Source organism: Methylocapsa aurea (assembly GCF_000746085.1).
Classification (GTDB): domain Bacteria; phylum Pseudomonadota; class Alphaproteobacteria; order Rhizobiales; family Beijerinckiaceae; genus Methylocapsa; species Methylocapsa aurea.
In genome coordinates, this window is the sequence record NZ_JQKO01000001.1 from 343,609 (window position 1) to 363,884 (window position 20,276).

The 20,276-nt window shown below is 63.7% G+C and carries 8 protein-coding genes and 1 pseudogene; 6 read left to right on the forward strand and 3 right to left on the reverse strand.

Annotated features, from left to right (window positions below; translation table 11 throughout):
* Window positions 1-5 precede the first annotated feature (5 nt).
* Together DL86_RS01620 and DL86_RS01625 are read right to left on the reverse strand one after the other, a co-directional pair.
* Window positions 6-2,270, reverse strand: coding sequence for a sensor histidine kinase NtrY-like (locus DL86_RS01620; protein ID WP_036257447.1), 2,265 nt, complete (start codon window positions 2,268-2,270; stop codon window positions 6-8).
* Between the two features lie 489 nt (window positions 2,271-2,759).
* Complete coding sequence (locus DL86_RS01625) at window positions 2,760-2,972, reverse strand: hypothetical protein (RefSeq protein WP_245276165.1); 213 nt, start codon at window positions 2,970-2,972, stop codon at window positions 2,760-2,762.
* Between the two features lie 440 nt (window positions 2,973-3,412).
* Here DL86_RS01625 and DL86_RS01630 point away from each other — a divergent pair, with 440 nt between their 5' ends.
* From DL86_RS01630 to glgX, 6 genes and pseudogenes are all read left to right on the forward strand, one after another.
* A complete protein-coding gene (locus tag DL86_RS01630; RefSeq protein WP_036257450.1) occupies window positions 3,413-5,923 on the forward strand; it encodes a glycogen/starch/alpha-glucan phosphorylase in 2,511 nt (836 codons plus the stop codon).
* Window position 5,924: 1 nt separating this feature from the next.
* Window positions 5,925-8,147 (forward strand): 1,4-alpha-glucan branching protein GlgB, encoded by a 2,223-nt coding sequence (glgB, locus tag DL86_RS01635; protein ID WP_036257451.1) that lies wholly within the window; start codon window positions 5,925-5,927, stop codon window positions 8,145-8,147.
* 71 nt (window positions 8,148-8,218) lie between these two features.
* A complete protein-coding gene (gene glgC, locus DL86_RS01640; RefSeq protein WP_036257452.1) occupies window positions 8,219-9,475 on the forward strand; it encodes a glucose-1-phosphate adenylyltransferase in 1,257 nt (418 codons plus the stop codon).
* A pseudogene (gene glgA, locus DL86_RS20205) lies at window positions 9,472-10,899 on the forward strand (glycogen synthase GlgA); the annotation flags it as partial. The gene glgC and the pseudogene glgA, both read left to right, overlap by 4 nt.
* 69 nt (window positions 10,900-10,968) lie before the next feature.
* Window positions 10,969-12,597: an alpha-D-glucose phosphate-specific phosphoglucomutase gene (locus tag DL86_RS20210; RefSeq protein WP_036258029.1), complete on the forward strand. Its 1,629-nt coding sequence runs from the start codon at window positions 10,969-10,971 to the stop codon at window positions 12,595-12,597.
* Between the two features lie 17 nt (window positions 12,598-12,614).
* Window positions 12,615-16,892, forward strand: a complete 4,278-nt coding sequence (gene glgX, locus DL86_RS01650) for a glycogen debranching protein GlgX (protein ID WP_051952478.1) — start codon at window positions 12,615-12,617, stop codon at window positions 16,890-16,892.
* Here the strand turns inward: glgX and DL86_RS01655 are convergent.
* Window positions 16,857-20,228: a transglutaminase family protein gene (locus tag DL86_RS01655; protein ID WP_036257453.1), complete on the reverse strand. Its 3,372-nt coding sequence runs from the start codon at window positions 20,226-20,228 to the stop codon at window positions 16,857-16,859. The genes glgX and DL86_RS01655 overlap by 36 nt on opposite strands.
* Window positions 20,229-20,276 lie beyond the last annotated feature (48 nt).

Below are 20,276 nucleotides of genomic sequence, written 5' to 3' on the forward strand. Positions count from 1 at the left end.
ATCCTTCACGATCCTTGTTGCGCCGCCGCCGGGGCGGCTTCATCCGAAGCGTCGGCGAAATGATCTGCTCCGTCGCTCCACGGGAAATAGAGTCTGACCCAGGCGCCGCGGCTTGTCGGCGCGTCGCGCAACTCGAGCCCGCCGCCGTGATCCGCCAGGATCTTGGCAACGATCGGGAGGCCGAGTCCAGTGCCCTCCGACCGCGTCGTCATATAGGGTTCGAGGAGCCTTTGCCGATTTTCGCGTGGAAAGCCCTTGCCATTGTCGATAACGTCGATTGTAGCCGTCTCCGCCGCGACGGAAAGCCCCACTGAAATTTGCCCCCTAAAACCCGCGTCGCCAGCATGGGCTTCGATGCCTTCGGTCGCGTTCTTAACGATATTCGTCAAGGCCTGCGATATCAGCCGGCGGTCAAACCTTCCAAGGACCGGATGGTCCGGCAGCTGCTCCTCGAAATCGATATCCGGATGAGCGACGCGCATCAGGAAAAGCACGCGGCGCACGCATTCACCGAGATCGTCGATTTCGACGCGCGGCTTGGGCATCCGCGCGAAAGCTGAAAACTCGTCCACCATGCGCTTGATGTCATCGACCTGACGCACGATCGTATCGGTGCATTGATCGAAAATGTCGCGGTCCTGAGTGATCAGACGTCCATATTTGCGTTTCAGCCGTTCCGCGGAAAGCTGGATCGGGGTGAGCGGATTCCTGATTTCGTGGGCGATGCGCCGCGCGACATCGGCCCAAGCGGCAGTCCGCTGCGCTGTGACGAGATCGGTGATGTCGTCTAGAGTCACGATATAGCTCTTGTCGGCGCGCTCCGTCGGCTCGCTGGTGATGCTGACGCTAAAAAGCCGATCAAGGCCGCCCCGCGACAGCGAGATCTGGCGCGGGGTCAGCCGAGACTGGCCAGCGCGCGCTTCGGCGAGCGCCTCCTTGATTTCCGGCAGGACGGCGTCGGCCGCCTGGCCAACGAGCTTGGTCGCCTCTTCTCCGGTTCGTGGGATAAGGCGCTCCGCCGAAGGGTTCAGAACGGTGATCTCGCCTTTGGAGCCCACGCCGACGACAGCCACAGGGACGCCGGAGAGCACCGCCTCCGTAAACAGACGGCGTTCGTCGATGAGATTGCTTGCCGCGATCAGGCGATTTTGCTGCAGGCGCAATTCAGATGTCATCTTGTTGAAGGTTTCGCCAAGATGCGCCAGATCGCCCTCCGATTTGCTCACCGCCACTTGCACGTTGAGATTGCCGGAGGACACCTGGTCGGTCGCCGCGATGAGACGCCTGATCGGCGCGACCAGACGATTTGCGAAGGCGAGGCCGAGCCAGGTCGCCGACAACAGCATGATCAAGGCGATCAAGACGAACATGGTCGCGAAAACGATCTGCAGCACGCGCCTATGGCTGTCGAACGCATCATAAAGCGTGACGAGCTTTTGCGCCTGACGCGGAAATTCGACTGTGAACGGATCGACTGGCCGCCCCACATAGAGAAAGGTATCCTGGAACGAGAGGAGCCGGCGCAAGGCGACGAAAGTTCGCCCTTCGTCCAGGACGATGCATGTGGATTCGTTTTTCTTTGCGTCTTCGAAATCACTCGCCTCCGGCCGAACCACCGAATTTCCGACCATGGCGCCGGTGTCGATGCGCTCCACGACCGTCCCGTCGGCCTTGAGGAGCGCCGCCGCCGTGAAACCGAGAAATCGCGCCCGCGACTTGAAAAATTCTCCAAACAGGGATCGGTCGAGCTCGAACATCGGTTTGGCGCGATCGAGATCCAAGGCCGTCAAACTGGCTTCCTGGAGCAGAGATTTGCACTGCGCCTCCCGAAACAGCTGCGCCGCGTGGATCGTGTTGAGCACGAAGCCGCGGCCATCCTGCATGAAAGCTGGATTGAGGCTGCGCTCCAGCGCCACCGAACCGACCCAGGCCATGAGAAGGGCCGGTGCCACGGCGACGATGGAGAACAGTCCAACGATCCGCACGTGCAGCTGCGCCCCGGCGACGCCGGCGCGTCGCGCCCTGAAAAGAGCATAGGCTTCGGCCGCCACGAAGCAAAAGACGAGGAAAATTCCAAGGACATTGGCGAAAAACAGTCCGAGAACGACGGCGTCGGTAACCGGAATCGGCGTATAGCCGGCAAAAATCAGGAAACTGACCAGCGCGACGACCAAGGATAGGACGACGACCGCCGGCCCGAAGCGAGCGGTGAACCGGCGTTCGCCATTCCCTTCGACTGATGTGGTCCACGCTGCTTGTTTGTCGCTCATTTGCCGTCAGAAAAAAATAACAAGCTAGAGCGCTTCCAGATCAAAGGGACTTATCGGATTGAAAAGGAATCGCTCAGAAACAAGGGTGGCGCATGCCGGATCCGACAAAGCTGATCACGTTTTTGAAACATGCTCTCGATGCATGAAAGAAATGAATCGGCCCAGTTGCGATTATGCCACAGTGTTGCCAGATTACGACATTTCCAAGGCTTAGGATTTAAGGCACAAAAATACAAATATTTCAAAGAAAATGATTCAGCACTGACCGTCTCGAAAGCGCCGGAGCATATTCTTAAAAAAGTTGATCGACATTTTCGATATTTAGACATCGGATATATCCGACAGCCAAAATGAGATGGACCAGGAGCAGGCTCAGCGCATAGCCGACCTTCCTCCTCATGATAGGACATAGCGGTCCACTCATACCCAGCGCCCGGCGGCAGCGCGCTCTTGGCGATTTCCTGAAGAACCGTCAGGCCTTGTCCCGAACTATAGCCTTGCGCCGTGTTCGCGATGATCATCGCCGCGGGATGCGGGATAAAGATTGTAGAGGCTGATGAGCGAGGGGCCGGCGACGGTTCTGATGTCGGCCAAAGCGCCAAGCGGCGCCATGGCGCCGCCGCCGTTGCGCACTTGCAGTGTTTTCAAGGAATCGGCGTTGATGCGCGCTGAGGCCTCGGCCTGGACATCAATCTGAAACACGCGACCGAACCGGTTGAACCGCCCCACATAGCTATGGCCCCCAGTATGTCCGATTGAGCGGACAAGCGCAGAACGTCTCCAAACGCTCAAGGAGTCGCGGGCAGGCCAAGCCCTGAAGACCAGCGCCTTCGAGGAATTCCCCACCCCTTCCAACCCCTTTCAACCCCTTCCGCGCGCGGAGCGTCCAAACGGGCCCCGTCCCGCAATGATTTCCGCGTTGATGCACATGCCCCGGACAAGCACAACCTTTTATGAGCGGCATGGATGCGTTAGGATGCGGCTCATAAAAGCGACGGCTGGCGCGGAAGACGTTTAGCATCCGCCGACCGCTGATAGCGATCGCACGCAGGGCGACAGGTACGGCAGCCGTCATCTGGAAGTCACATCGAGCGGTTGCGCCCTTGCTGGTTGGCGCGGGCAAACGAGGGATTTCCGTCGCAATGGTATTGGACACCGAAATCGCGCCAGCCGCCGAGACCCCTTCTCGCCCCGACCGGGCGTCGCCATCCGGCGGCGGCGACGTCGCAGCCCTCAGGAACGCAATCCTCGCCAAGCTCACCTATTCGGTTGGAAAAAACAGCGCGGCGGCGCGCCCCCATGACTGGTTCATCGCGACGGCGCTCACTGTGCGGGACCGGGTCGTCGAACGCTGGATCGCGTCAAATGACGAAAGCCGTCGGACCGGCCGCAAGCGGGTCTATTATTTGAGCCTCGAATTCCTGATCGGCCGTCTTTTGTTCGACGCCTTGACCAATATGGAGATGGTCGAGCCGATGCGCGCCGCGCTCGCCGAACTTGGCGTCGATCTCGACGAATTGCGCGAGGTCGAGCCGGATGCGGCGCTCGGCAATGGCGGCCTGGGGCGCCTCGCCGCCTGCTTCATGGAAAGCATGGCGACGCTCTCGATCGCGGCCTATGGCTATGGCATCCGCTACGACCACGGCTTGTTCCGCCAGCGCATCAAGGACGGCGTTCAGCTCGAATATCCTGAGGAATGGCTGTCCTGCGGAAATCCCTGGGAGTTTCAACGCCCGGAGGTCGACTACGAGATCGGTTTCGGCGGCGGGATCGAGGCCGAGTATTTGGCGGACGGGACAGCCAGGCACATCTGGCTCCCCGGCGAGACCGTCGAGGCGATCGCGTATGACACTCCGATCGCGGGCTGGCGCGGCGCCCACATCAACACCCTGCGGCTATGGTCGGCCCGGGCGCCCGATCCGCTGCGGCTCGACAAATTCAACAGCGGCGACCATGTCGGCGCCCTGATGGATCAGGTCCGCGCCGAATCCATCTCCAAGGTGCTCTATCCGAGCGACGCCACGCCGGCCGGTCAGGAGCTCCGCTTGCGGCAGGAATATTTCTTCGCGTCCGCCTCGCTACAAGATCTCGTGCGCCGCCACCTTGACCAGCATGGCGACATCCGTTCGCTCGCCGACAAGGCCGCGATTCAGCTCAACGACACCCATCCCGCGATCGCGGTGGCCGAGCTGATGCGCATCCTCGTCGATCTTCATAACGCGCCCTGGCGCGAGGCCTGGGCAATCACACAGGCCACATTCGGCTACACCAACCACACGCTTCTGCCGGAGGCCCTTGAGACCTGGCCGGTGCCGCTGATGGAGCGGCTGCTGCCGCGCCACATGCAGATCATCTACCTGATCAACGCCATCCATCTCGATCAGGTCAGCAAGCTTCCCGACTCGACCGGCGAAACGCTCGCCGCGATTTCGCTCATCGACGAATCGCACGGGCGCCGGGTCCGCATGGGCCATCTCGCATTTTTAGGTTCGCACAAAGTGAATGGCGTATCCAAGCTCCATTCGGATCTGATGAAGGTCACGGTGTTCCGCCAGCTCGACGCCGTGCTTCCGGGGCGGATAACCAACAAGACCAATGGCGTCACATTCCGTCGTTGGCTGAAGGAGGCCAATCCCGGATTGACCGCCCTCCTGACCGAGGTCGTCGGCGACCGGCTGCTCGACAACGCGATGCTGCTCGAAAAGGTGAGCGCGTTCGCCGACGATTCCTCCTTTCAGGAGCGCTACGGCGCCGCACGGCGGACGAACAAAGTCGCGCTCGCCAAGCTGGTGCGCGAACAGCTCGGGATCAGGATCGATCCCGATGCGCTGTTCGATGTGCAGATCAAGCGCATCCACGAATACAAGCGCCAAGTGCTCAATATTCTGGAGACCATCGCAGTCTATGACGCGATCCGGGCGCAGCCGATGCGCGACTGGATTCCCCGGGTCAAGATTTTCGCCGGAAAGGCGGCGGCGAGCTACGCCACCGCGAAGCTGATTATCCAGCTCGCCAATGACGTCGCCAAAATCATCAACGCGGACCCGACGGTGCGCGGACTTTTGAAGGTCGTCTTCCTGCCCAACTACAATGTGAGCTTGGCGGAGAAGATCATCCCAGCCGCCGATCTTTCGGAGCAGATCTCTACCGCAGGCATGGAGGCGTCGGGCACGGGCAACATGAAATTCGCGTTGAACGGCGCGTTGACGATCGGCACGCTCGATGGCGCCAATGTCGAGATCCGCGAGAAGGTCGGCGCCGCCAATATCTTCATCTTCGGGCTCACGACGGAGGAGGTCGAGGCGCATCGGCGCCAAGGCATCGACGGGCGCGAGGCCATCGCCCGCTCGGCGAAGCTTGCCGAGGTGCTCGAAGCCGTCGCTTCTGGCGTCTTTTCGCCGGGCGAGCCGGACCGTTACCGCGGCCTCGTCGATGCCCTGAGCCATCACGATTATTTCATGGTGACCGCGGACTTCGAGAGCTATTTCGATGCCCAGCGCGCCGTATATCGGCGCTGGCGCGACAAGCCCGCGTGGTGGCGCGCGGCCGCGCTCAATACAGCGAACATGGGCTGGTTCTCCTCCGATCGGACCATCGCCGAATATGCCGAGGAGATCTGGAGCGTTCCAGTTACGCCGCCTGGACGGGGCTGAAATGAACCACGTCCGCGGGACCCAGGATGCCGGGGCGGAATGGCGGGTCGACGCCAAGACCGCGCAAGCCATCGTCGCCGCGCGCTGGCAAGATCCCTTCGCCGTGCTCGGACCGCATGAGACGCCGCAGGGGACCGCGATCCGCGCCCTGGTCCCCGATGCCGAAGCCTTGAGCGCCATCCCCAAGGATGGATCGGCGGAAATTCCGCTGACGCCCCGCGGCGGCGGCCTTTTCGAAGGTTTGGCCGCGGGGCGCGAAGGCCGGTTTCGTTATTCGCTGAGGGCGGCCAATGCCGAAGGGTCCTGGGAGTTCATCGACCCCTATGCGCTAGCGCCGGTGCTCGGCGCAATGGATGATTATCTTCTGGTCGAGGGCACGCATCGTCTCTTGTATGAACGGCTCGGCGCGCATCCGATGCTCTTCGACGGGTTCGATGGCGTGCATTTCGCCGTCTGGGCGCCGCATGCGCAGCGGGTTTCCGTCGTCGGCGATTTTAACGGTTGGGATGGGCGCCGCTGCCAGATGCGCAAGCGCATCGATTCCGGCGTTTGGGAAATTTTTGCGCCGGGCGTGCGCGAAGAGGCCGTTTATAAATATGAAATCATCTCCCGTGACGGCCGCCTCCTGCCGCTGAAGGCCGATCCGCTCGGCTTTGCCGCCGAACTGCGGCCCTCGACCGCCTCGATCGTCGCACGAACCGACCGCTTTGCATGGACGGACGCGGATTTTCGCGCGCGCTGCGCGAAGGGCGATTTCCGACGCAAGCCAATGGCGATCTATGAGGTTCATCTGGGGTCCTGGAAGCGCGGCGAGGCGGGGCGGTTCCTCACCTATGACGAACTTGCCGACGAATTGATCCCCTATGCCGCCGATCTCGGCTTCACCCATCTGGAACTGCTGCCGATCTCCGAACATCCGCTCGACGAATCCTGGGGCTATCAGCCGATCGGGCTTTTCGCGCCGACCCGCCGATTTGGCGATCCCGCCGGCTTCGCGCGCTTCATCGATAGAGCTCATGCCGCCGGGCTCGGCGTGATCCTCGATTGGGTTCCGGCGCATTTCCCGACCGACATCCACGGGCTCGCGGCGTTCGACGGCGAACCGCTCTACGAACATGGGGACCCGCGCCGCGGCTTCCACCCCGACTGGAACACCGCGATTTATGATTTTGGCCGCCGCGAGGTCACGAATTTCTTGACCGCCAACGCCCTGTTCTGGCTCGATCGCTATCATACCGACGGCCTGCGCGTCGATGCGGTGGCCTCCATGCTCTATCTCGACTATTCGCGCCAGCCGGGCGAATGGGCGCCCAACCCGGACGGCGGCAATGACAATCGCGACGCCGTCGCTTTTCTCAGAAGCGTCAACGAACTCGCTTATGCAACCGATCCAGGCGCCGTCACGATCGCGGAGGAATCCACCGCCTGGGACGGAGTCTCAAGACCGACGAGCGCCGGTGGCCTTGGCTTCGGCTTCAAGTGGAACATGGGCTTCATGCACGATACGCTCGACTACATGGCCCTCGATCCGGTGCACCGAAAATGGCATCACGACAAGCTGACTTTCGGCCTGCTCTATGCGTTTTCGGAGAATTTCGTGCTGCCGCTGAGCCATGACGAAGTCGTGCATGGCAAGGGATCGCTGTTGCAGAAAATGTCCGGCGACGATTGGCAAAAGTTCGCCAATCTTCGGGCCTACTACGCCTATATGTGGGCCCATCCTGGCAAGAAGCTTCTCTTCATGGGCCAGGAATTCGCTCAGCGGCGCGAGTGGTGCGCGGATCGGGGGCTCGACTGGAGCCTCCTCGAGGCGCCCATACACAAAGGGGTGCAGGATCTGATCCGGGATTTGAACAAGCTCCACCGGACAATGCCGGCGCTTCACGCGCGCGATTGCGAGGCCGAAGGCTTCCGCTGGATTGTTTCGGAGGATCGCGATCAGTCAGTCGTTGTCTTTGCGCGGTTTGGAGCCGAGCGCGACGCGCCGGTCGTCATGGCGACGAATTTCACGCCGGAGCCGCGCCTGCGCTACAAGATCGGCCTGCCTCGGCCGGGGACGTGGCGCGAGATCCTCAACACCGACGCAAGCCCTTATGGCGGCTCGGGCATGGGCAATTTCGGCGCGGTCATCGCAAGCAGCGAGCCGTCGCATGGCCTGCCCGCCAGCGCCGAACTCACCCTGCCCCCGCTCGCCAGCCTCTATTTCACGCCTTCCGATGCATGAGAAGGCGCGGCGCGCGGCGAGCGATCATTCGCGCCGGTTCGATCGCGTAACCGGACCACCGGGAGGACCCTATGAGATTGAGCGCGCCGATCGGGCGGCAAGCCATGGCCTTCATTCTTGCCGGAGGGCGCGGCAGCCGCCTGATGGAATTGACCGACCGGCGGGCGAAGCCGGCGGTCTATTTCGGCGGCAAGTCGCGGATCATCGATTTCGCTCTCTCCAATGCGCTGAACTCAGGCATCCGCCGCATTGGCGTCGCGACGCAATATAAAGCCCATAGCCTCATCGGCCACCTCAATCGCGGCTGGAACTTCTTCCGCCAGGGCGCCAACGAAAGCTTCGACATCCTGCCCGCGAGCCAGCGCGTTTCGGAGACCCAATGGTACGCTGGCACCGCCGATGCGGTTTATCAGAACATCGACATTATCCGCGACCGCGCTCCGAAATATATGGTCATCCTCGCCGGCGACCATATCTACAAAATGGACTATGAAATGATGCTCCAGCAGCATGTCGATTCCGGCGCCGCAGCGACCATCGGCTGCCTCGCCGCGCCGCGCAAGGAAGCCAGCGGTTTTGGCGTCATGCATGTCGACGCGAGCAATCAGATCATTTCCTTCGTCGAAAAGCCGGAGGACCCGCCAGCAATGCCGGGCGATCCGGAAAAGTCGCTCGTCTCGATGGGCATCTATGTTTTCGAAACCGATTTCTTGTTCGATCAACTCGAACGCGACGCCGCCGACCAGCATTCGAGCCGCGATTTCGGCAAGGACATCATTCCCTACATCGTCAAGCACGGCAAAGCGATCGCACACCACTTCTCCCAATCCTGCGTGCGCTCCTCGAACGAGGCGCTGGCCTATTGGCGCGACGTCGGGACGGTGGACGCCTATTGGGAGGCCAATATCGATCTAACCGACGTCGTTCCCGATCTCGATCTCTTCGATCAGGAATGGCCGATCTGGACCGATGGCTCGGTGACTCCTCCGGCGAAATTCGTCCATGATGTGGACGGCCGACGCGGCATGGCGATTTCGTCGCTCGTATCGGGCGGCTGCATCATCTCCGGCGCAAAGATCAAGCGCTCGCTTCTCTTCACCGGAGTGCGGGCCCATTCCTATTGCGACATAGAGAATGCAGTCCTCCTCCCCTATGTCCAAATCGGCCGTTCGGCGCGGCTCGCCAAGGTGGTGGTCGACCGCGGCGTCAAGATCCCCGAAGGCCTCATCGTCGGCGAGGACCCCGCGTTGGATGCCAAACTGTTCCGGCGGACCGAAAACGGCATCTGCCTGATCACCCAGCCGATGCTCGACAGGATTGGCGCATGAGCGGCGTCGCGGTTCTGGCGATCGCCTCGGAGATCTATCCCCTGATCAAGACCGGCGGCCTCGCCGATGTCGCCGGCGCCCTCCCCGGCGCCCTCAAGGCGCAGGGAATTTCGGTGACGACGCTCGTTCCCGGCTATCCTTCTGTCATGGGCGCCATCGAGGCGGCCGAAGTCGCCCTCGTCCTGCCTGATCTTTTTGGCAGCGACGCCAGGCTGTTGCGCGCGCAAGCGGCCGGTCTCGATCTCTTTGCGCTGGACGCGCCGCATCTCTTCGCCCGTCCCGGCGGCCCCTATGCTGGACCAGATGGGAGCGACTGGCCGGACAATCCTTTCCGTTTCGGCGCGTTGTGCCAAGCCGGCGCCCGGCTCGGATTGGGTCTTGCTCCGGGCTATGCGCCCGATATCGTCCATGCCCATGACTGGCAGGCAGGCCTCGTTGCCGCCTATCTGACCTATGACGGGAGGGAGCGGCCCGGGACTGTCTTTACAGTTCACAATCTCGCCTTCCAGGGCCAATATCCAGCTCATCTCCTCGCCCCCCTCGGGTTGCCGGCGCATGCCTTCGCGATCGAGGGCGTCGAATATTATGGGATGATCGGTTTCCTCAAGGCGGCGCTGCGCCTTTCCGACGCAATAACGACGGTGTCGCCGACCTATGCCGCGGAGATCCAGACCCCGGAGGGCGGGATGGGGCTCGACGGCCTCCTGCGGGAACGCGCGAAGGACGTGACCGGCATCCTCAATGGGATCGACGACAAGGTTTGGAATCCGGCGACGGATCCGCTGATCGCGGCAAATTATACGCTTCAGTCACCGGCAGGGCGGCGCGCCGACAAGGCCGCCTTGCAGCGGCTCTTTGGGCTCGAAATCGATCCGGCCGCGCTGCTGTTTGGCGTCGTGAGCCGATTGTCCTGGCAAAAGGGACAGGACCTCCTCCTCGCCAATCTCGCGGTTCTGGAGCGGCTCGGCGCACAGCTCGCGGTCCTTGGCGCCGGCGAGCCCTCGCTCGAGGAAGGCTTTCGCGCGGCGGCCCGAGCGCGGCCCGGCAAAGTCGGCGCGATCATCGGCTATGATGAGCGGACCGCCCATCTCATTCAAGCAGGCGCCGATGCGTTGCTGATCCCTTCGCGCTTCGAGCCTTGCGGACTGACGCAGCTTTGCGCGCTGCGCTATGGCGCGCTCCCGGTTGTCGCCCGCACCGGCGGCCTCGCCGACACAATCATCGACGCCAATGAAATGGCGCTCGCGTTAGGCGTTGGGACTGGCGTTCAGTTTTCGCCAGTCGTCAGCGAGATGCTCGGCGCGGCGATCGAGCGCGTCGGCCGCCTCTGGGCGCAGCCAAAGGTCTGGGGCCAATTGATCGAAAATGGCATGATGACGGATGTCTCCTGGCGCAGGCCGGCCGCCGCCTATGCCAGACTGTACCGGGACCTCATTGCGCGGCATCGCGCCGCGAATGGCAACAAACGTGAAATCCCCACATTGGAAAGCCCCATGATCCAAACGCTCGCCACAACGCCTTTCGAAGGCCAGCGGCCTGGAACCTCCGGCCTGCGCAAAAAAGTCAAGGTGTTTCAACAGCCTCGCTATCTTGAAAACTTCGTCCAATCGATCTTCGATTGCCTCGAAGGCGCGCACGGTCAGACCTTGGTCGTTGGCGGCGACGGGCGGTTCTTCAATCGCGAGGCGATCCAGATCGTGGTGAAGATCGCCCTCGCCAATGGCTTTGGCCGAATTCTGATCGGGCGCGGCGGCATCCTCTCGACGCCGGCCGCCTCGAATCTCATCCGCAAATATGGCGCCTTCGGCGGCGTCATCCTCAGCGCCAGCCACAATCCCGGCGGCCCGGACGGCGATTTCGGCATCAAGTATAATGCGTCGAATGGCGGTCCGGCGCCCGAAAAACTGACCGAGGCCGTGTTCGCTCGAACCAAGGCCATCAAGGAATATCGAATCCTCGATGCGCCCGACATCGACCTTGACCGCCTGGGCGCCCTCGGCCTCGGACCCGGCCTTATCGAGGTGATCGACCCTGTCGATGACTACGCCCTGCTGATGCAGAGCCTGTTTGATTTCGACAAGATTCGCGGCTTGCTGCAATCCGGCTTCCGCTTGCGTTTCGACGCAATGTCGGCGGTGACCGGACCCTATGCCAAGCGGATCTTCGTGGACCTGCTCGGCGCGAGCGCGGACTCCGTCCTGAATGGGACGCCGCTTCCCGACTTCGGCGGGCATCATCCAGATCCCAATCTCGTCAATGCGAAGCATCTTCTCGACCTCGCCATGTCAAAGGATGGTCCAGATCTCTGCGCGGCATCGGATGGCGACGGCGACCGCAATCTCATCATCGGCGCTGGCCGCTATGTCACGCCGTCTGACAGTCTCGCGATCCTGGCCGGCAACGCGCATCTGGCGCCGGGCTATGCGAGAGGCGTCGCCGGCGTCGCCCGCTCCATGCCAACGAGCGCTGCGGCGGACAAGGTCGCCGAGCGGCTGGGCGTCAATCTTTACGAAACGCCGACGGGGTGGAAGTTTTTCGGCAATCTGCTCGACGCTGGGCTGGCGACAATCTGCGGCGAGGAGAGCGCCGGCACCGGGTCCGACCATGTCCGCGAAAAGGACGGGCTCTGGGCGATCCTGCTCTGGCTCAATATTCTCGCAGTCCGGGGGCAGAGCGTCGCCGCCATCGTCGCCGATCATTGGGCCGAATATGGGCGCAACTATTACTGCCGGCGCGATTATGAGGAGGTCGAGGCGGAGGGCGCCAATGCGCTGGTCCAGGCGCTGCGCGATGCCCTGCCCGAATTGCCGGGCAAATCCTTTGGCGGGCTCAAAATCGCCAAGGCCGACGACTTCGCCTATCACGATCCGGTCGATGGGTCGGATACGACCCAACAGGGCATCCGCCTGCTCTTTTCCGAGGGCGGCCGCATCGTCTATCGGCTCTCCGGCACCGGCACGTCCGGCGCGACGCTTCGGGTCTATATCGAGCGCTATGAGCCAGATCCCGCCAAGCAAAATCTCGATACGGAAACTGCGCTCGCCGATCTGATCGCCCTCTCGCAGGAGATCGCCGGCATCGCGCATTACACCGGGCGTCTCGCGCCGTCGGTCGTCACCTGAGGATTGGGGCCGCAAAGATGGGCCTGAAGGTCAGCGCAGGCCGGCCGGAGCCGCTCGGCGTTTCGATCGATGGCAATGGGATCAACGCGGCGCTTGCCTCAACCAGCGCCGAAGCGGTTTTTCTATCGCTCTTCGACGATGCCGACAGGGAGAGCGCGCGGATCAAGCTTCCCGCCCGGACCGGAGATGTTTTCCATGGCCATATACACGGCGTCGGCGTCGGCGCCGGCGCGCGCTATGGCTTTCGCGCCCAAGGGGCCTTCGATCCGACGCGCGGCCACCGCTTCAACCCTGCGAAATTGCTTGTCGATCCCTTCGCGACAAGGCTTGATCGCCCGTTCAGTCTCCATCCCGCCTTGTTCGATGCGCGGATACAGGGCGCGGCGTCCGATGAGATCGACAGCGCCCCCTTCGCTCCAAAAGCAATTGTCGAGGCGCCCGCGCCGCTCATGCCGCCGCGCCGTCCTGACGTCGCGTGGCGCGACCTCGTCATCTACGAGATGCATGTGCGCGGCTTTACCCGCCTGCGCGAGGATATCCCGGAGGCGATCCGCGGAACCTTTCAGGCGTTGGGCCATCCCGCCTCGCTCGGCCATCTGACGAGGCTCGGGATCACCGCGGTCGAGCTTCTGCCGGCTGCGGCCTTTGTCGACGAACGCCATCTGCCGCCGCTCGGGCTGAGCAATTACTGGGGCTACAACCCGGTCGCGCTGCTCGCGCCCGATCCGCGCCTCGCTCCCGGGGGCTTCGCCGAAGTGCGCGGCGCAGTCGACGCGCTGCACGGCGCCGGGATCGCCGTGATCCTCGATGTCGTGCTGAACCATACCGGAGAGAGCGATGAATTCGGCCCGACCCTATCGCTTCGCGGTCTCGACAATGCCGGCTTCTATCGGCTCCGGCCTGGCGACCCTACGCGCTATGTCAATGATTCCGGCTGCGGCAATGTGCTGGCGCTTGAGCGCCCATTGGGCCTCCGGCTCGCGCTCGACGCCTTGCGCATATGGGCGACGCGCGCCGGAATCGATGGCTTCCGCTACGATCTCGCGGCGACGCTCGCTCGGCGCGAGAACGGGTTCGACCAAGAGCACCCCCTGCTGGCCGCGATCGCGCAAGACCCCTGCTTGCGCGAGCTGATTCATATCGCCGAACCTTGGGACCTCGGCCCCGGCGGATACAGGCTCGGCGCCTTTCCGACTGCCTGGGGCGAATGGAACGACCAATCCCGCGATATTTTCCGTCGCTATTGGCGGGGCGACGAGCGGTTGACCGGCGCGCTGGCGACCCGGCTCGCCGGCTCCGCCGATATTTTCGCTGAACGCCGCCGGCCGCTCTCGCGCTCGATCAATTTCGTCACCGCGCATGACGGCTTCACGCTGAAAGATCTTGTCTCCTATACGGCCAAGCGCAACGAAGCGAATGGGGAGGGCAATCGCGACGGAGCCGACGAAAATCTGTCCTGGAATTGCGGCGCCGAAGGCGAAAGCCGCGACCCCGCCGTCGCAGCGCGGCGCGCGGGCGATATCCGCGCCCTGCTGGCGACCCTGATCGCGGCGCGCGGGACGCCGATGCTGACCATGGGCGACGAACTTGGCCGCTCCCAGGGCGGCAATAACAACGTCTATGCGCAGGACAACGCGCTGGCCTGGATCGACTGGGCGAGCGCCGATGCAGACCTGACCGATTTCACCGCAAGGCTGATCCATTTGCGCCGTTCGACTGGAGCGCTCAATGGGGAGGCGGCCTTGACCGGGGCGCCCATCGACGCCAGCGGCTTTGCCGATGTCGAATGGCTGACCGCGGAAGGCGCCCCCTACGCGGTCGCCGACTGGGAGGAGCCAGGCGCGAAGCCGCTTATCGCAGTGTTCTATGATCCCGGCGAGGGCTTGCGCGCGCCGAGCCGCGCCGCCGTGCTGCTGAATCGGGACGGCGCGGCGATCGAGGTCCGCTGTCCCCCTCTGCGCGACGGCCATGGCTGGAGCATCGAAATCGACTCCGCTCACCCGGCTCGGGCGGCAGAGATCACCGTCGAGGATCGTATCGCGCTTGCCGGCCGATCGGTCGCCATCCTGGTTGAGCGTCCGGTCCCTAGAGAGGCGCGACGCCAAACCGGGGCCGCCGACGATGTGCTCGACGCACTCGCCGAGGCGGCGGGAATTGCGCTGGAATGGTTCGATGTCGATGGCGGGCGCCATTTGGTCGGGACCGAGACGAAACGGGCGCTGCTCGCGAGCCTCGACCTTGCGGCGTCGACGACGGGCGAGGCGCGCGCCCGCCTCGCTGAGCTTGCCGAGGAGCGCGCGCTTCGACCTCTGCCGGTCGCATCCACGATCCGCCTTGGTGGCGACTCTGCCCTGCGCCTCGGCGGTCCGCTCGCCAATCTTGAACGAAAATTTGCGCTATCCATTGCCCTGGAGGATGGCTCGACCCGCCAAATCGAGATCGCTTCCGATGCTGGAAGGCGTTGCGCCATCGCGGCGGCGGATGGACGCCAAGCGCTGGTTCGGCATGTCCCGCTGCCGGACCTGCCGCTTGGCCGCCACACAATTGTGAGCGACGCTGCGCCAGACCGCCCGGCGCATCTCGCCATTGTTCCGGCTGCGGCCTTCCTGCCGCCGCTACTGCGCGATGGCCCTCCGGTCTTTGGCGTCAGCGCGCAGCTTTATGGACTGCGACGCGGCCCTGGCGATCAAGGAATCGGCGATTTTACGACGTTACGCCTGTACGCCGAAGAAGCGGCGCGCGAAGGGGCGAGCTTGGTTGGCCTCAATCCGCTCCATGCCCTGTTCCCCAGCGACCCGGAGCGCGCCAGTCCCTACCACCCATCGGACCGGCGCTTTCTCGATCCTTTGGCGATCGACGCCTTCGACCTGCCCGAGCCGCTCCTGTCACTGGGGGTCCGGACTGAGATTGAGCGGGCGGGGCCAGAAGCCGCGCGCCTTGCCGCCAAACGTCTGGTGGACTATCGCGCTGTCGCCGCGCTCAAAAACCCGCTGTTCGACGCCGCCCATGCGGCTTTTGCGGAACTCTCCCTCGCCCGGCCCGATCATCCGCTCGTCGCAGATCATGCCGCTTTCGTCCGCGCGGGCGGGCAAATGCTTTGGCGATTCGCCATCTTCTCCGCAATCGAGGCGCATTTCGGCGCGACGCTCGGGCAATTCCCCAAGGCTCTGAAGGCGCCCGACGGCGTCGGGATCGCCGCTTTCGCGCGGACTCATGAAGAGCCCATCGCGCGCGCGATTTTCCTGCAATGGCTAGCTGACCGGCAATTGGCCAGCGCCGCTTGCGCCGCGCGCGCGGCGGGCCTGCGGCTTGGATTCTATCGCGACCTTGCTGTCGGCTGTGCGCCTGATGGGGCGGAGGCCTTTGCCGAAGCGGACAAATTGATGCGAGGCGTCTCGATTGGCGCGCCGCCCGACCCGTTGGGGCCGAACGGGCAGGTCTGGGGCCTGCCGCCCTATGATCCGAGGGCGCTTGCGCGTGACGGCTTTGCCGGATTTGCGCAACTGATCGCCTCCAACATGGCCCATGCCGGGGTTCTGCGGATCGACCATGTCCTTGGCCTCAAAAGGCTATTTCTCGTCCCCGATGGGATGCAGGGGGCGGAGGGCGCCTATCTCGCTTGCCCCTTCGAGGATCTTTTGGGCCAGGTGATGCTCGAAAGCGTCCGCGCTGGAGCCGCCGTCGTCGGCGAGGATCTGGGCACGGTTCCAGACGGCATCCGCGCGCGGCTCGCACACGCCCGCATCCTCTCCTATAAAGTCATGCGCTTCGAGCGGGAGGAAAGCGGATTCTTGGCGCCCGAACGCTATCCGCGTCTTGCCGCCGCCTGCCTCGCCACCCATGATCTGCCGCCGCTGGCCGGCTGGTGGTTGGGCGCCGACATCGCTGAGGCTGATGGGCTTGGTCTTCTCGCCGATGCCGCTTGCGCCGCCGCGACCCGCCGCGCGGAAAAGTCCGAACTGGTCGGAGCGATTGGCGGGACGGCCGATCTCGAAGCCGCGCTGGAAGCGCCTTTGAGCGCGGACCTCGCCGCCGCCGCGCATGGCTATGTGGCCCGCTCCAATGCGGTCCTCGTCCTGGTCCAGGCCGATGATCTCGCCCTGGAGACGGTTCCGGTCAACTTGCCCGGCACCGACCGAGAACGCCCGAATTGGCGGCGCAAGATTAGCGAGCCTGTGGAGAGCCTGTTTTCGCTCCCCTCGGCGCGGACGATCCTCGAGGAGGTCAGCCGCCGCCGGCCTGGCCCGGCCGATGAGTCCTCAGAGCCCGGCGGGGCGGCGCAGATCGAGCGTTAACGGGAAATCGGCTGAGCGTTCCTCCGAGGGCGCGTCGAAAGGTCCGGGCGTATGCCCAAAACCCTGGAAACGCGCAAGCCGGCGCGCTTCGGCCTCATAACTATTTACCGGAAAGGTATCGTAGTTGCGTCCGCCGGGATGAGCGACATGATAGACGCAGCCGCCAAGGGCGCGGCCGCTCCAGGTGTCGACGAGATCGAAGGTAAGGGGAGCATGCGCCGGAATTGTCGGATGCAGGCCATTGGCTGGCTGCCAGGCCTTGAACCGCACGCCGGCCACCGCCTCGCTCGAGGCTCCCGTGGCCGTCAGCGGCATCCGGCGGCCATTGCAGGCGATGACATGGCGCCCTTCGACAAAGCCATTCGCCTTCACCTGCAAGCGCTCGACTGAGGAATCGACATAGCGCACGGTGCCGCCGATCGCGCCCTGCTCTCCCAGCACGTTCCAGGGTTCGAGCGCCTGCCTCACCTCCAGCCGCACGCCGCCATATTCGACGACGCCATAGAGCGGAAACCGGAATTCGCGCTGGGCCTCGAACCAGACCGGATCGAAAGCATAGCCGCTCCGTCCGAGATCGGCGAGAACGCCGAGAAAATCTTCCCAGATGAAATGCGGCAGCATGAAGCGATCGTGCAGCGTCGTGCCCCAGCGGACCAGATTGCCCTGCTGCGGCTCGCGCCAGAACCAGGCGACCAGCGCGCGCAGCAGCAATTGTTGAGCAAGGCTCATCCGCGCGTCAGGCGGCATTTCGAACGATCGAAATTCGAGTAGCCCGAGCCGCCCGGTCGGACCGTCAGGCGAATAGAGCTTGTCGATGCAGATTTCTGAGCGGTGCGTATTGCCGGTGACGTCGACGAGAAGATTGCGGAACAGCCGGTCGACCAGCCACAAAGGCGCCGGCTGGCCCGGAGCGGGAACGCTGGCCAGTGCGATTTCGAGTTCGTAGAGCTGGTCGTGCCTTGCCTCGTCGACGCGAGGCGCCTGACTGGTCGGGCCGATGAAAAGACCGGAGAAGAGATAAGACAGCGAAGGATGGCGCTGCCAATAAAGCACCAGGCTCTTCAGGAGATCCGGCCGACGAAGGAACGGCGAATCGGCAGGGGTCGCGCCGCCGAGGACCACGTGATTGCCCCCGCCCGTCCCGGTGTGGCGGCCATCGGTCATGAATTTGTCGGCGCCGAGCCGGACTTGGCGCGCGTCCTCGTAAAGGCCCTTGGTCGTCTCGACCGCCGCGCGCCAACTCGCCGCCGGATGCACATTGACCTCGATGACGCCAGGGTCGGGCGTCACCTTGATGACGTCGACGCGCGGATCCTGGGGCGGCGGATAGCCCTCGATATGGACCGGCGTCCCGGTCGCCTCGGCGCTGGCTTCGACGCAGGCGAGAAGGTCGAGGTAATCCTCCAATTTCTCGACCGGCGGCATGAAGACGCAAAGAACGCCATCGCGCGGCTCGACCGAAAGCGCGGTGCGCACGGCGCCTTCGATCGCCTCCTGCTCAATGCGCTCTTGCCGGGCGTGCGCAGGCGCTTCGGTGCGCTCGAAATGCTGCGCGATCTCATGCGGGTCCGGCAAGGGCGCGCGGGGCTCGAGCGGATCTTGCGGGATAATGAATGGATAGGATGATGGCGGGACCCAAGGCAGCGACGACAGCGGCAGCCGGTAGCCGACCGGCGAATCTCCAGGCACGAGGAACAGCTTGCCGCGCCGCAAATTCCATTTCTCGCTCTTCCAACGCGCTCGCAGTCCGGGATCGGCTTGCGCGTTCCAGCGCTGCACCGGCAGGACATAGCCGGACGGGTGGGTCAAGCCGCGGGAAAAGGTGCGGATCATGCGGCTGCGCTCTTCCGCGTCCTCGAGCTTGGGATCGAGCGGATCGGTATTGTCCGGCAGATTGCCTTCCTTGAGAAGCCAGGTCGCGGGATCTTCGTAGGCTGGCAGGATGCAGTCGGCCTCGATTCCAAGCCGATCGGCGACGCCGGCGACCAGCCGCTCGGCTTGCGCCACATTGCCTGGCGCGGCCGCCTCCGCGATCCGCTGTTCCAAAACCTTTGCTTCAGGGCCCTTTGTCGTGATCTCCCTGGTTTCGGCGACCTGCGCGATCAGCGCGGGATTCTTCCAAATCGGCTGGCCATCCCTGCGCCAATAGACCGAAAACCCCCAGCGCGGCAGGCTCTCGCCCGGATACCATTTGCCTTGGCCATAATGAAGCATGCCGCCGGGCGCGAAACGTGTCCGCAACCGGCGGATCAGCTTGTCGGCGAGCGCCCGTTTGGTCGGGCCGACGGCGGCGGTGTTCCACTCCTCCGACTCGAAATCGTCGATCGAGACGAAGGTCGGTTCGCCGCCCATGGTCAGGCGGACGTCCTGCGCCAAGAGGTCGGCGTCGACCCGTTCGCCGAGAGCGTCGAGCCTGTCCCATGCCGAGTCGGAAAAAGGCAGGGTGATCCGCGGCGCCTCGGCGACCCGGGTCACCTGCATGTCGAAATGGAAATCGACATTGGCCGGCTCGACGACGCCCGAGATCGGCGCGGCGGAATTATAGTGCGGGGTGGCCGCGACCGGCAGATGGCCCTCACCACAGAACAGGCCCGAGGTCGCATCCATCCCAATCCAGCCGGCGCCGGGGAGATAGACCTCGGCCCAGGCGTGGAGATCGGTGAAATCATGCTGCGTCCCTTTGGGCCCCTCGACGGGCTCGATATCGGCGCGCAATTGGATGAGATAGCCGGAGACGAAGCGCGCCGCGAGCCCGAGATGGCGCAGCATCTGGACCAGCGCCCAGGCGGAATCGCGGCAGGATCCGGAGCCAAGATCGAGGGTCTCTTCAGGCGTTTGGACGCCTGGCTCCATCCGGATCACGTAGCGGATCGATTGCTGCAGCCTGGCGTTCAGGTCGACCAGAAATGTGACGATATGGATCGGCCCCTGCGGCAAGGCGGCGATATAGGCGGCAAGGCGGGCCCCGAGCGGTTCAGCGGCGAGATAAGGCGCAAGCTCCGCCCCCAGCGAAGCCTCATAAGCGAAAGGAAATTGTTCGGCATAGGGCTCGATGAAAAAGTCGAAGGGATTGAAGACGGCGAGTTCGGCGGTCAGATCGACCTCGATCTTCAATTCCGTCACTTTTTCAGGAAAGACGAAGCGCGCCTGCCAATTGCCATGCGGGTCCTGCTGCCAATTCACGAAATGATTGCCGGGCGTCAGCTTGAGCGAATAGCCGAGGACCTTGGTCCGGCAGTGCGGGGCGGGACGCAGGCGGATGGTCTGCGGCCCCAGCGCGACGGGCCGATCATATTTATAGTGGGTGACGTGATGAATGGCGGCCGAGATGCTCACGGATGCAGATGCTCTCTGATGAAAGTCCGAAATGCCATAGCGGTTCCG

Bases quoted from the DNA above. Each gene is read 5' to 3' on its own strand.
- glgC (WP_036257452.1), top strand. From the start codon at position 8,219: ATGAGATTGAGCGCGCCGATCGGGCGGCAAGCCATGGCCTTCATTCTT.
- glgX (WP_051952478.1), top strand. From the start codon at position 12,615: ATGGGCCTGAAGGTCAGCGCAGGCCGGCCGGAGCCGCTCGGCGTTTCG.
- DL86_RS01630 (WP_036257450.1), top strand. From the start codon at position 3,413: ATGGTATTGGACACCGAAATCGCGCCAGCCGCCGAGACCCCTTCTCGC.
- glgB (WP_036257451.1), top strand. From the start codon at position 5,925: ATGAACCACGTCCGCGGGACCCAGGATGCCGGGGCGGAATGGCGGGTC.
- DL86_RS20210 (WP_036258029.1), top strand. From the start codon at position 10,969: ATGATCCAAACGCTCGCCACAACGCCTTTCGAAGGCCAGCGGCCTGGA.
- DL86_RS01620 (WP_036257447.1), bottom strand. From the start codon at position 2,270: ATGAGCGACAAACAAGCAGCGTGGACCACATCAGTCGAAGGGAATGGC.